The organism is Sulfurisoma sediminicola (assembly GCF_003865015.1).
In the GTDB taxonomy this organism is placed as follows: Bacteria; Pseudomonadota; Gammaproteobacteria; order Burkholderiales; family Rhodocyclaceae; genus Sulfurisoma; species Sulfurisoma sediminicola.
In genome coordinates, this window is record NZ_BHVV01000008.1 from 66,152 (window position 1) to 79,508 (window position 13,357).

Genomic DNA, 13,357 nt, shown 5'->3' on the forward strand with positions numbered 1-13,357 from the left:
ATTGCATGCCCGAATTTCTCCGGGATAGCGTCTATCGGCCCAGTTCGCTGACGACGAAGCGATGTTTGCCCGAGGCCGTACGGGGAATCGCGTCCACGTAGTTGATCGCCAGCGTCATCGGCGCATCGAGCTCGCGGCCGATCTTCCCGCGCATGGCCTCCTCCGCAGCGCGGCTCAGCGGCGGATCGGCGACCAGGTCGAGGACCATGTGATCCGGCGCGCGCTGCACGAAGCGGTATGCGCGGATTCCGTCCGTGCCGTAAAGCAGGCCGTTGAAGAACGACGGATGGATGAGCCGGCCATCGCGCGTGCGGATCAGGTCGTTCTGCCGGCACATGCCCATCTCCATCAGCGGGAAGGGCCAGCCGCAATCGCAGCCGCCTTCCCTGAGCCGGCCGGAGTCGCCGATGTCGTAGCGGATCATGGGCATCAGCCGGTTGGTCAGCGAGGTGACGAGCAGCCGCGGCGCGCCGTCGCCATCCGCCGACTCGAGGAACACCATGTCGCTGAAGACGTGCATGTTGCCGCGACGGCACTCGCAGGCGATGTTCGGTATCTCGCGGCTGCCGTACTGGTTGAAGACCTTGCAGCCGAAAGCCCGCTCCATCGCTTCGCGCTGTTCGTCGGTGAGCACCTCGGCGGTCGAGTAGATACCGCGCAGGGTGGCGGGCGGCGCGATGCGCCGCCGGAGCATGTGGTGCGCCAGCGCGGCGAGAATCGAAGCGTAGCCCTGCAGCAGCACCGGGCCATAAGCCTGAATGAAGGCCGCCCATTGCGCCAGCCGCCCTTCGTCGAACTCGCGTGCAGCGAGCGTCGTCTCGCCGCTGACCCAGGCGCCATAGCGCCGGCGCAGCCCGCCGCCCCTGATGTCCTGCGCCGCCCCCCAGAAATTGACGATGCGCTCGCCGGGCCGCCAACCGCTACCCATGTAGCTGCGCATCATGCCGGCGCGCATCAGTTCGTGCTTCGTCCTGTCCCACCAGAATGCCAGCGGCTGGCCGGTCGAGCCGCCGGTGTAGCCGAGCAGCGCGCCCGCCCGGGCGGGGCCGCGCACCAGCAGCGCGTCGCGATGGCGGGCGACGTCGTCCTTGGTGAGGATCGGCAGGTCGGCGATGGCATTGCGCCCCGCCAAGTGCGCGGCGTAGAAATCGCTGTTGGCCGCCGCGAACACGATGATCGCGGCGAGGTCCTCGCGCTGCTTGTGCAGGAGTTGTTCGCGCGTCAGCGTCTGGTTGCGCAACAGCTCGTCGAGCAGGGCGAAGCGCTCGGGATGCCTGCGCCGGTGCAGCCAGTCGCGCAGGCCGGCGCTCATGCGCCGCGCTGACGCCCCGTCACTACCTCGGCCCAGATCCGCGCGTCGTCGGGATAGGCGACCAGCGCCTCGAGCAGATCCCTGCGCCACCTGTCCCAGTTCTGCGGGGCCTCGATGCGCTCGTAGCACGCCGAATCCGCGCCGAAGTTCCGGTCGATGTTGGCAGCGAAGGCGACGAACCTGGCGACCGCCGCCGCGTGATCGCTGGCGTGGTTCCACCAGCTGGCCGGGTCGTGCAGCAGCGCACGCAGGCGCTCGAGCTTGGCGAGGATGTCGCGGCGCTTGGCCTCGTACTTGGCAAGCATGTCGTCGTGCACGGCGGCGAGCGTCGCGGCGAGCGTCTCCTGCGGTAGCGCCTCGCGCGGATAGCCCATGGCCGTCAGCCGCTCGATGGTGAACAGCATGACGTCGCCGAAGAACTGGCGCTCGGCCTCGCCGCAAAGCTCGATGGTCTCGCCGTCGCCGCCATCCCCCCTGGCGCGGACGCCCGGGCGGAACTCCGATTGCCCGCTGCCGCCCACGGTACGCTTGTGCAACATCGGCAGGTTGGCCGAAACAAAGCGCCCGTCGATCTCGCTCCTGATCAGTCGCCCCAGCGTCGGCCCCGACATGCGCAGACGCAACGCGGCGAAGGGAATGAAATATTTCAGCGCTTCGGGGCGGAAGACGTAATTTCCCGCATAGACGGTACGCGCCGGCATCACGGTGCGGGCGATCGAGGCGTGCTGATAGTAGGACACGCGCGTCGGATGCTCGCCGAAGAAAAAGCTGCCGAGCCGGCCGGCGAAGTGATCGAAGCAGTCGGCATCGCCGTGCTCGCCCTCGAGCGGACAGAGGAAGCGATAGGCCTCGCTGGCGGGCCGGAAGCCGAACAGGTCGGCCATGTCGTGATAGGCCGCCTCGCCTTGGGCGTGGGCGTCGACATGGTGATGCTGGCAGGTCGCGTGGCCGCCGCTGGCCGCCATCTGCTGCAGGAAGCCGATCACGTCCTCGAGGAAGTTGCCGGCCATGACGGCCGGCGATACCGGCGGATCGCCGACGACCTTGCCGCTCAGCACCGTCGCCTCGGTCCGCGAGAAGATCTCGTTCAGCCAGTGGAGGAAGTTGACGGCGCAGGCTTCACGGTCGCCGTCCGGCGTGGCGACCTTGACCTTGAATTCCTGGTCGCTGTCGATCGAATAGAACAGCACGCGCTCGCCGCTCGCCGTCTCCGCGGCGAGCTTCAGGTAGGCGATGTTGCGCATGACGGCCTGGCCCTTGTGGCCATAGCTGCCGTCGCTGCCGCGCTGCCTGCGGCCGAGGACGCGCGACAATTCGGAACGGACGGGTTCGCCCAGATCCCCGATCAGGGCGAACTGCTCGTCCGGCGCGAAATGGCGGGTGGCGATGCCCAGCGCGGTGAACTCGCGGGCCAGTTCGCGGTGACGCGCGATGCTGTCAGCATCGCTGCTGTCGTCGGCGATGACCACGGCTACCTTGCGGTAGACGCCGTCGCGCTGCCCGCCGTAACCGTACGCCTGGCAGAGCTCGAGAAGGCTGACGAGGCAGTCGCGCAGCTGCTGCGGCCGATCGGCGACGGGGATGACGATGACGAAGCGGTGCCGCGCGTCCTCCGCCTGTTCGTCGAGCAGGCGCTCGAGCCGCCGGAAGGCCCCCTGATAGGTATCGAGGACATCCTCGTTGAGGCCGCCGTCCCACAATTCCCTTTCGATCTCCGCGATGGCGCCGCGCTGCGCGGCGATCGCGGACTCGAGTTCGAGGGGATCAACGGTCGGAGAGGTAACTGGGGAAAGCATTCTTGTCGAGGATGATTTCGATGAGATTGATCTTGCCGCGAAGATCGGCGCTGTCGAACAGGGCGTCGAGATCGGGCTCGGCCGCGATGCGGAAATGCTCGATGCCGAACGAACGGGCGAGAAGGCCGAAGTCGGGGTTGACGAAGTCGCAGTCGATGAAGCGCTCGCCGTAGAGCTGGAACTGGTTCTTGCGGATCAGCCCCATGGTGCCGTTGTTGATCAGCACCACGTTGAGCGGGATGGCGTAATTCACCGCGGTCATGATCTCCATGGCGCACATCTGGAAGCCGCCGTCGCCGAGGATGGCGAAGGTTGGCCCGGCCACGGCGAAGCGCGCGCCGATCGCGGCCGGAATCGCGTGGCCGAGCGAGGAGACGCCCGAATTGGGGAAATAGCGGTTGCCGCCGCCGACCTTGTAGTAGTTCTGGGCGAAGATGATGTTGTCGTCGAAGACCATCGCCCCGTGTGGGACGCGCTCGGCCAGTTTGACGAAGAAGCGCTCGATCAGGCGGAATTTTTCGGAAACTGCCGCAGACGCGGCAGTCGGACCGCGCGGCGGCAACCGGTCGAGCGTCTTTCGCGCGAGGCCGTCGCGCGCGGCGGCCGCCAGCGTTTCGTCGATCACCTCGCGGATGTCGCCGTGGATCGCGAGGTCGGCCTTGAATACCTTTTCCAGCTGCGCCGCATCGGCGTCGACCTGCACCACCTTCTTGCCGGCGAGCAGGCGCGCGTCCCACAGGTAGCTGGTACGCTCGTTGAAGCCGGCGCCGAGGAAAATCACGAGGTCGGCATGATCGACGACGTAGCGGTAGGCCCCGCCGTCCGAGGTCACGCCGATGCAGCCGAGCGAGAGAGCCGCCGCCTCGTCGATCACCCCTTTGCCTTTGAGGCTGGTGGCGACCGGAATGCCCACGCGCTCGGCCAGCTGCGCCACGACCTCCTGGGCGCCGGCCTTGATGCAGCCGTAGCCGGCGACGATCACCGGCGCGCGCGCCGCCGCGATCAGTTGCGCCATTTCGTCGGCCGCGTGCGGCCGCCGCTTCGCGCCATGAGGCGCGGCAAACGCGATGCCGTCGAGGATCTCCTCGTCGACCAGTTCCTTCTGCACGTTGTAGGGCAGGCTCAGCAGCACCGGCCCGGAATCGGGCGCGAGCAGGATCTTCGCCGCCTGCCGCAGCACTTGGCCGAGGTAATCGGTGCGTTCGACGATCTTGTGATAGCGGGTGATGCCCTTGAACAGCGCCGCTTGGTCGAAGGTGCCGCCCTCGCCCGAGCTTTCCTGCAGCCCGCCCTTGCCGAAGATGTAGGTCGAGGTCTCGCCGGTGATCACCAGGATCGGCTGCTTGTCGACCCAGGCGTTGGCGATGCCGGTGACCAGATTGGTCGCGCCGGGGCCGGCGGTGGTGATGCAGGCGCCGACCCTGCCCGAGGCGCGCGCATAGCCGCCGGCCATGAAGGCGGCGCCCTGCTCGTGCTTGACCAGCACGCTCTTCACCCTGGAATCGACGAGCCGGTCGTAGATCGGCAGCACATGGGCGCCCGGCATGCCGAAGATCACCTCGACGCCGAGCCGCTCCATGAAACGGACGATCAGTTCGCCAACCGGAATTTTCATTTCAGATGATCACGCCGCGATCGCAGCCGTCGGCCCAGCCGGGAAAATGAGAACCGGGGATTTTACGTTAGCCCCACCCGTTTCCCAAGCCGGGCGCGGCGCTATCATCGCCCCATGAGCGCGGCCACACCGTCCTCCACCGTTCCGGGCCTGCGGCCGGGCGTGCGCCGCCGCGAAATCTGGGCCTGGGCGATGTACGACTTCGCCAACTCGGGCTACACCACGGTCGTGATCACGGCGATCTTCAACGCCTATTTCGTCGCCGTGGTCGCCGGCGGGGCACCCTGGGCCACCTTCGCCTGGACGGCGACCCTGGCGGTTTCCTACGTCCTCATCCTGCTGAGCGCGCCGCTGCTCGGGGCCTGGACCGACGCACACGGCGCCAGGAAGCGCCTGTTGGCCTTCACCACGGCCGGCTGCGTACTGGCCACCGCCGCGCTCGGCTTCGCCGGGCCCGGCAGTCTCGCCATCGCGATGGTCTTCCTGGTGCTCTCGAATTTCTGCTTCGGCAGCGGCGAGAACCTGATCGCCGCCTTTCTTCCCGAACTGGCCGATGAAAGCCACCTCGGCAAAGTCTCGGGCTGGGGTTGGAGCCTCGGCTACATCGGCGGACTGGTCAGTCTCGGCGCCTGCCTCGGCTATATCGGCTGGGCGCAGGCGCGGGGTCAGGGCGCGGCCGACTTCGTGCCGGTCACCCTGCTGATCACCGCGGCGCTGTTCGCCGTGGCGTCGGCGCCGACTTTCCTGTTCCTGCGCGAGCGGCGCGACCCGGTCGGCGCAGGAGCCGCGCCGACCGCCACAGGTTCGGCCTGGACTCGCGTGCACGCCACCCTGCGCCACGCCCGCGACTTCCGCGACATGCGCCGCTTCATGCTCTGCATCGTCTTCTATCAGGCCGGCATCCAGGCGGTGATCGCGCTGGCCGCGATCTACGCCGAGCAGGCGATGGGCTTCGCCACCGCCGACACCATCAAGCTGATCTTCCTGGTGAACATCACTGCGGCGATCGGCGCCTTCGCCTTCGGCCAGTGGCAGGACCGCCTCGGCCACGTCCGCGCCGTCGCGCTGACGCTGCTGGGCTGGATCGTCATGATCCTGCTGGCCTGGTCCGCGACCACCCCGCCGCTGTTCTGGCTGGCGGCCAACATCGCCGGGCTGTGTCTCGGCGCCAGCCAGTCGGCCGGCCGCGCGCTGATCGGTTATCTCGCCCCGGCCGGGCGCCACGGCGAATTCTTCGGCCTGTGGGGACTGGCGGTGAAACTCTCCTCCATCCTCGGGCCGTTGACCTACGGCAGCGTGACCTGGATGTCCGGCGGCGACCATCGGCTGGCGATTCTCGTCACCGGCAGCTACTTCGTCGTCGGCCTGTTCATCCTCGCCGGCGTCGATGCCGAGCGCGGCCGCCGCGCAGCGCTGGCGAGCGTATAGTTGCAATCAGGAATTCGGGGTTCTCGTTGGTGCGTCCATTGGTGTGTAATTTCAGTTCTTGAACGGAGATGGAGCCATGAAAAACAAAGCGAAGAAGGCTGAGATTGGCGACAAGAAAGGTGGCCAGGCCTCCTCGGCGAAAGCGGAAAAACTGAGCAGCAAAGACTACGACAAGGAACTTGCCCGGCTGCACGTCGAACTGGTCAAGCTGCAGGAGTGGGTGGTGCACAAGGGCCTCAAGGTCTGCGTCGTCTTCGAGGGCCGCGACACCGCCGGCAAGGGCGGCACCATCAAGGCCATCACCGAACGCGTCAGCCCGCGCGTCTTCCGCGTCGTCGCCCTGCCCTCGCCGACCGAACGCGAGAAAAGCCAGATGTACGTTCAGCGTTACATCCAGCACTTTCCCGCAGCCGGCGAAATCGTCATCTGGGACCGCAGCTGGTACAACCGCGCCGGCGTGGAGCGCGTCATGGGCTTCTGCACCGAGGACCAGCACAAGCGCTTCCTGCGGGGGGTGCCGCTGGTCGAGAAGGCGATGGTGGACTCCGGCATCATCCTGCTCAAGTACTGGCTCGAGGTCAGTCCCGAGGAACAGACCCGCCGCCTCACCGCGCGCATCGAGGACGGCCGCAAGGTGTGGAAACTCACGCCGATGGATCTCAAGTCCTACAGCCGCTGGTACGAGTATTCGAAAGCGCGCGACGAGATGTTCGCCGCCACCGACACCGATTTCGCGCCGTGGTTCGTCGCCCGCTCCGACGACAAGAAGAAGGCGCGCCTCAACATCATCGCCGACCTGCTCAAGCGCATTCCCTACAAGCAGGCGCCGCGCATGAAGGTGAAGCTGCCGCCGCGGCAGAAGGCCGGCGCCTACCGCGAGCCCGATTACCCGTACAAGTATGTCGAAGAACGTTTTTGAAGTCGGCGCCGCCGACGAAGGGAGAGAGACATGAGCGATCCGAATTTCGATGCAGGCATGGCCCAGGTGATCGTCGAAAGACTGCAGTCGCAGCGCCTGCCGCGCGCCCTGGTGATGAAGGAGAAGGTCGACCGCGGCGAACTGCTCGACGACTACGATCTGTCTCTCCTGCAGGAGGTGCTGAAGGACTCATCGGCGATACGGCCGCTGGTCGACGCCCACCCCGAGTGGCAGGAGCTCGCCTCGAAGATGAGCAACCTCTACAAGGAGATCGCCGAGAAGGGGCTCGAGAACGCGAAGAAGGCGGGCGGCTAGCCGCCTGCCTTCGCGGCGGGCCGCACCGTCAGCCCTTGCCGGGTTCCGGCGGAAGCTTCGCCGCCGCCTCGGCGGCCTCGACCCAGCCGCCCCCCAGCGCCTTGTAGATCGCCACCAGCTGCAGCAGGCGATCGGCGCTGCCATCCACGGCCACGAGTTCGGCGCCGAAGAGGTCGTTCTCGGCCGTATACACTTCCAGATAGCTGGCCGACCCGTTCTCGAAGCGAAGACGGGACAGGCGCGCATACTCGCGCAGGGTTTTCACCCGGGCGGCCTGCAGCTGGTAGGCTTCCGCCGCCTTTTGCGCGCCGAGCAACGCGTCGTTGGTCTCGCCCAAGGCGTTGAGGATGGTCTGCTGGTACCTTGCCAGCGCTTCGCGCTCCGCGGCCTCTGCCGTGAGCACCTGGCCCTCGATGTTGCCGAAGGTGAAGATCGGCCCGGCGACGCTCGCCGCCAGCATGGCGACGCCAGCCGGAGCAGTGAGGAAGCTCGACATCGCCGTGCTGACGGAGCCGAGCAGGCCGGTGAGCGAGAAGGTCGGGAAATACAGGGAGCGGGCGACGCCGATGTTGGCGTTGGCCGCGACCAGATTGTGTTCCGCCGCGAGGATGTCGGGGCGCCGCTCGATCAGCGAGGCCGGCAGACCCGGCGGCACCTGCGGCAACAGCAGCGCCTCGATGGTCTTGCCCCGGGAAATCGGGCCGGGAGGGCGCCCGAGCAGGACGGACAGCAGGTTCTCCTGCGCCGCGACCTGGCGCTCCAGCGCCGGTATGGCATAGAGCGCCTGCTGGTACTGCGACTCGACCTGGGCGACCTCGACCTGCGACACCACGCCGCCCTGGAAGCGCAGCTGGAAGACGCGCAGCGATCCTTCGTAATTGGCCGCCGTGGCGCGGGCGATCTCGAGCTTGCGGTCGAGCGCGCGCAGGGTGACGTAGGAGGACGCGACGCTTGAAACGATGGTCAGCAGCGTGCCGCGGCGCCCCTCCTCGCTGGCATACACCTGAGCCTGCGCCGCCTCGCTCTGCCGCCGCACGCGACCGAACAGGTCGATCTGCCAGGCCGCGCTGACGGATCCCTGGTACTGCTTGTACCAGAGGTCGGTTCCCGGCGGCGGCGCGCTGATCGACTTCTCCGACATGCGGTTGTTGCTGAAGTCGAGTCCGTAGCCGATCTGCGGGAAGAACTGCGAGCGCGTCGTCCTGAGCTGGCCGAGATACTGGTCGACGCGTGCCGACGCGATGCGCAGGTCGTGGTTCTCGCGCAGCGCCGTGGCGATCAGCGTATCCAGCACCGGGTCCTGGAAGGCCTCCCACCAGCGCAGGTTCGCCAGCTCGGCCGCCTGCGGATACTCGACCCGCCAGGTCGCCGGGGCACGGAATGCCTGCCGCACATAATCGGGGCCGACGGCGCAGCCGCCGAGCGAGAGCGCCATCAGGGACAACGCCAGGGTCTTCTTGAGCCGCTTGTTCATCTCAGTGCCCCCCTCCCGGCTCGCCGACGGACGCATCGGGCGTCGGCGCATCGGGCAGCTTGCCGGCGGGCGTCTTTTTCGACCCGCGTGCGCTCCAGGTCTCAAGCAGGTAGAAGAACAGCGGAACGAAGAAGGTCGCGACCAGCGTCGACAGCAGCATGCCGCCGATGACGCCGGTGCCGATCGCGCGCAGGCTGTTCGCGCCGGGGCCGCTGGCGGTGGCCAGCGGCACGCAGCCGAGGATGAAGGCGAAGGAGGTCATGACGATGGCGCGCAGACGTGCGCCCGCGGCCTCGATGGCCGCATCGCGGATCGACAGGCCCTTGTGCACGCGCTCGATCGCGAATTCGACGATGAGGATGGCGTTCTTGGCTGAAAGACCGACCAGGGTCACCAGGCCGACCTGGAAATAGACGTCGTTCTCGAGACCGCGCAGGCCCGTCAGCAGCAGCGCGCCGAGGATGGCGAACGGCACCGTCAGCACCACGGCCACGGGCAGGGTCCATTTCTCGAACTGGGCCGCCAGCAGCAGGAACACGACGATGATGCCGAAGACGAAGGCGAGCGCCGAGGTGCCGCCGGCGCCTTTCTCCTGCAGCGCCTGTCCGGCCCAGGCATAGGAGAAGTCCGAGCCGAGCACTTCGTTCGCGACTTCCTCCATGGCGCGAATCGCCTGGCCGGAGCTGTAGCCCTCGGCGGGATTGCCGGTGATCTTCACCGCCGGGAAACCGTTGAAGCGCGTGACCATCTTCGGTGCGGCGACATACTGCGTCGTGATCAGGGCCGAAAGCGGCACGTTGGCGCCGCTGGTCGAGCGCACATAGACCTTGTCGAAATCGTCGGGCCTTGCACGGTAGTCGGCATCGGCCTGCAGGATCACCCACCAGACGCGGCTGTGCTGGCTGAACTGGCCGGCGACCTGGGAACCGAAGTAGGCTCCCATGGTCTGGAAGACTTCCGCCACCGGCACGCCCAGCAGCTCGGCCCGGTTGCGGTCGAGGTCGACGAACAACTGTTTTGAGTTGGAGCGGAAGGTGGTGTTCACCCCCTGCAGTTCATGGCGCTTCCGTGCCTTGGCGAGGAATTCATCGAGTTTCGCCTGCGTCTTGACCACCTCGCCGCTGCCGCGGTTCTGCAGGTAGAACTCGAAGCCGCCGGTCGTGCCCATGCCGGGAATGGACGGCGGATTCAGCGCGAGGACGAAGCCGTCGCGCAGCTTCGTGAATGCCGCGTTGAGGCGCGGCAGCACGGCGAAGGACAGCAGCGAAGCGTCCTTCCGCTCCTCGAAGGGCTTGAGCGAAGCAAAAAGGACCGCCGCATTGTTCTGGAACTGCCCGTCGATCAGGCTGTAGCCGTTTACCGTCGCCACGTCCTGGATCGCGGCGTCGGCGCGGATGAGTTTCTCGGCTTCGCTCGCCAGGCGTCCGGTGACGGCCTGGCTGGCCGCATCGGGCACCCCGACGACGACGAAGAAATAGCCCTGGTCCTCGTCGGGGACGAAGCTCGACGGCAGGATGCGGAACAGCGCTATCACCGCCACGAGGACGGCGGCGAATGCCGCGAGGCCCTTGACCGGGTTGTCGATGAGGCGGCCGACGCCGCCGATGTAACCGAGGCGGACACGTTCGAAGGTGTTCTCGAACCAGAGGAAGAAGCCCTTCTTCTCGCCGTGGTGCGCCTTGAGGATGAGCGCTGCCAGCGCCGGCGACAAGGTCAGCGCCATGATCCCGGAAAACACCATCGAAATCGCGATGGTGACGGCGAACTGCTTGTAGAGCGTGCCGGTAACGCCGCCGAGGAACGCCACCGGCAGGAATACCGCGAGCAGCACCAGGACGATGGAAATCAGCGCGCCGGCGATTTCCGTCATGGCCGCCTTGGCGGCCTCGAAGGCCGACAGCTTGCGCGCCGACATGTTGGCCTCGACCGTCTCGACGACGACGATGGCGTCGTCGACCACCAGGCCGATCGCCAGGATCAGGCCGAACATGGTCAGCATGTTGATCGAGAAGCCGAAAAGGTACATGCCGACGAAGGTGCCGACGATGGACACCGGCACGGCCAGGATCGGGATGACGGTCGCGCGCAGCGTCTGCAGGAACACGAACACCACGAGCACGACCAGGACGACGGCCTCGAAGAAGGTATGCACCACCTTGTCGATCGAATTGAGCGTGAACAGGCTGGTGTCGAGCACGACGCGGTAATCGAGCCCCGGCGGGAAGGTCTTCTTCAGCTCCTCCAGGCGCGCCCGCACCGCCTTCGCGGTCTCGACGGCATTGGCGCCGGGCTGCTGGTAGATGGCGATGGTCGTGCCGGTCTTGCCGTTGATGCGGCTGGTGATCGAATAGTCGCGCTTGGCGATCTCGACGCGGGCGATGTCCTTGAGCCGGACGATGGCCGAGCCCTGCTGGGCGGCACGGACGATGATGTTCTCGAATTCCTCGGCCTTGGTCAGCAGGCCCTGCGCCGTCACCACGAAGCTCTGCTCGACCCCGTCGCGCATCGGCGGGGCGCCGATCAGGCCGATGCCGAAGGTCTGGTTCTGGCTCTGGATCGCGTCCGCCACCTGGCTGACCGTGACGCCCATCTGTGCCATGCGGTCGGGGCGCAGCCAGACGCGCGTCGCGATGTCGGGCAGGCCGAAGACGCTCGCGCGGTTGGCCCCGGGCACGCGCTTCAGTTCCTCGAGCACCCCGAGGTTGGCGAAGTTGTCGATGAAGGTGGCGTCGTAGCTGTCGTCCGGCGAGAAGATCGAGAACACCATGAGGAAGCTGGACGACTTGGTGTCTACGGTGACCCCCTGCTGCGTCACCACCTGGGGCAGCTGCGACATGGCCTGGCTGACCCGGTTCTGCACGTTGACCTGGTTGATGTCCGGATTGCTGCCCGGCTTGAAGAAGACGTTGATGGTCAGGTTGCCGCTCGAGGAGCTCGCGGACTGGAAATAGAGCAGGTTGTCGACGCCGTTGATCTGCGCCTCGAGCGGCGCCGCGACGGTATTGGCGATGACATCCGCCGTCGCGCCGGGATAGCGGGCCGTCACCTGGATCTGCGGCGGCGCCATGTCGGGGTACTGCTCGATCGGCGCGACGGCCAGCGAGACGGCGCCGGCGAGCACGACCAGCAACGAGATGACCGACGAGAGGATCGGCCGCGCGATGAAGAAGTGGGTGAACATGGCGTCTGGCTTACTTGCCTGCCGCAGGTGCTGCCGCAGGTGCTGCCGCAGGTGCCGTCGCGGGAGCGGCTGCCGGTGTCGCGGCCGCCGCGGGCTCAGCCCCCGGGGCCGCCGGCGCAGCGGCCGCCTCCGTTTTTCGGCTTCCCCGCAGGCACCGGCTTGACCGGCGCGTTCGGCACGACCCGCACCAGGCCGTCGACGATCACGCGATCGCCCGCCGCGAGTCCCTGCTCGACGACGATGTCCTTGTCGCCGGCGTAGGAGCCGACGCGGACCGGCCGCACCTCGGCCATGTCCTTGGCATTGGCGACCACGACGAAATTGCCCTTCGGCCCCTGCTGCACCGCCAGCTGCGGCACGACGATCGCGCTGGGGCGGGTCGCGCCGACCATGTTCGCGGTCACGAACATGCCCGGGCGCAGCTCCTTGTTCGGATTGGGCAGCGATGCGCGCACCATGAACGTGCCCGTGCTCGAACTGAACGAGGGATCGGCGAAGTTGATCTTGCCGCGATGCGGGAACACCTTGCCGCCGGGCAGCACCAGCTCGATGTCGTATTTCTGGTCCCCGGGACCCTGAACGACCTTCTTCGCGATCAGTTCCTGCATCTGCGCCACCTGGTTCTGCGACACGCTGAAGGTGACCCAGATCGGATCGAGGGCGGCGACGTAGGTCAGCTTGGCCGTATCGGCCGACGCGCCGACGTAGGCGCCCTCGCGCTGCAGCGCACGACTGGCCGATCCGCTTACCGGCGACCGGATCGTGGCGTAGCCGAGGTTGAGTTCGGCCTCGCGCACCTTGGCCGAGGCCGAGAATACGGCGGCGTTCGACGCTTCGTAGTCACCGTTGGCCCGATCGAGATCGGCCTTGGACAGCGCGTTCTGCTCGGCCAGCGGCTTGGTCCGCGCCAGCGTCGCCGTCGCGGTGGTGAGCCGGGCCTTCTGCGCGGCGAGTTCTCCCTGCGCCGCCTCGAGCTGCGCCTTGAACGGCTTCGGGTCGATCTGGAACAGGACCTGCCCCTCCTTGACGAAGTCGCCTTCCGAATAGGCGATCCGGTCGAGGAAGCCGGCGACCCGCGCGACGATCTCGACCTGGCGGGAGCTCTCGGTCTGGGCGACGAAGGTGATCGGATACGGCACGACCTGCGGGCTGACCGTCACCACGCCGACTTCGGGAATCTGATGGGTGGCAGGGGGCTTTTCGGACGAACAGGCGGCGAGGAGGCCGGCAGCCGCCAGCAAGGACGGCACGGCAAGAAAACGAAGGGTAGCCATTGCGAATTACTCCGAATGATCGGCCGAAACCGGCGCCGCACTT

General features: G+C 67.1%; 9 protein-coding genes. 3 read left to right on the forward strand and 6 right to left on the reverse strand.

The window, feature by feature from the left end:
- Positions 1-31: 31 nt before the first annotated feature.
- Genes EJE94_RS11875 through EJE94_RS11885 form a run of 3 tightly spaced genes read right to left on the reverse strand, consistent with a single transcriptional unit; the run spans position 32 to position 4,723 of the window.
- A complete protein-coding gene (locus tag EJE94_RS11875; RefSeq protein ID WP_121241749.1) occupies positions 32-1,312 on the reverse strand; it encodes a phenylacetate--CoA ligase family protein in 1,281 nt (426 codons plus the stop codon).
- Complete coding sequence (locus EJE94_RS11880) at positions 1,309-3,108, reverse strand: glycosyltransferase family 2 protein (RefSeq protein ID WP_121241751.1); 1,800 nt, start codon at positions 3,106-3,108, stop codon at positions 1,309-1,311. The genes EJE94_RS11875 and EJE94_RS11880 overlap by 4 nt, the downstream gene beginning before the upstream one ends.
- Positions 3,077-4,723: a thiamine pyrophosphate-binding protein gene (locus tag EJE94_RS11885; protein ID WP_121241753.1), complete on the reverse strand. Its 1,647-nt coding sequence runs from the start codon at positions 4,721-4,723 to the stop codon at positions 3,077-3,079. The genes EJE94_RS11880 and EJE94_RS11885 overlap by 32 nt, the downstream gene beginning before the upstream one ends.
- Before the next feature lie 114 nt (positions 4,724-4,837).
- Between EJE94_RS11885 and EJE94_RS11890 the strand changes: the two genes are divergently transcribed.
- The 3 genes from EJE94_RS11890 (at position 4,838) to EJE94_RS11900 (ending at position 7,385) form a co-directional block, all read left to right on the forward strand.
- Complete coding sequence (locus tag EJE94_RS11890; protein ID WP_243642605.1) at positions 4,838-6,151, forward strand: MFS transporter; 1,314 nt, start codon at positions 4,838-4,840, stop codon at positions 6,149-6,151.
- Positions 6,152-6,227: 76 nt separating this feature from the next.
- On the forward strand, positions 6,228-7,070 hold the full coding sequence (gene ppk2 / locus EJE94_RS11895; protein WP_121241755.1) for a polyphosphate kinase 2: 843 nt from the start codon (positions 6,228-6,230) through the stop codon (positions 7,068-7,070).
- 30 nt (positions 7,071-7,100) lie between these two features.
- Positions 7,101-7,385, forward strand: a complete 285-nt coding sequence (locus EJE94_RS11900) for a hypothetical protein (RefSeq protein ID WP_121241757.1) — start codon at positions 7,101-7,103, stop codon at positions 7,383-7,385.
- Positions 7,386-7,413: 28 nt separating this feature from the next.
- Here EJE94_RS11900 and EJE94_RS11905 read toward each other — a convergent pair whose 3' ends face one another.
- The 3 genes from EJE94_RS11905 to EJE94_RS11915 form a co-directional block, all read right to left on the reverse strand.
- Positions 7,414-8,859 carry an efflux transporter outer membrane subunit gene (locus EJE94_RS11905; protein ID WP_121241760.1) on the reverse strand — a complete coding sequence of 482 codons (1,446 nt, stop codon included), beginning with the start codon at positions 8,857-8,859 and terminating at the stop codon, positions 7,414-7,416.
- 1 nt (position 8,860) lies between these two features.
- Positions 8,861-12,040, reverse strand: a complete 3,180-nt coding sequence (locus EJE94_RS11910; protein ID WP_121241762.1) for an efflux RND transporter permease subunit — start codon at positions 12,038-12,040, stop codon at positions 8,861-8,863.
- 95 nt (positions 12,041-12,135) lie between these two features.
- Positions 12,136-13,314 (reverse strand): efflux RND transporter periplasmic adaptor subunit, encoded by a 1,179-nt coding sequence (locus tag EJE94_RS11915; protein ID WP_207855950.1) that lies wholly within the window; start codon positions 13,312-13,314, stop codon positions 12,136-12,138.
- Positions 13,315-13,357: the final 43 nt, after the last annotated feature.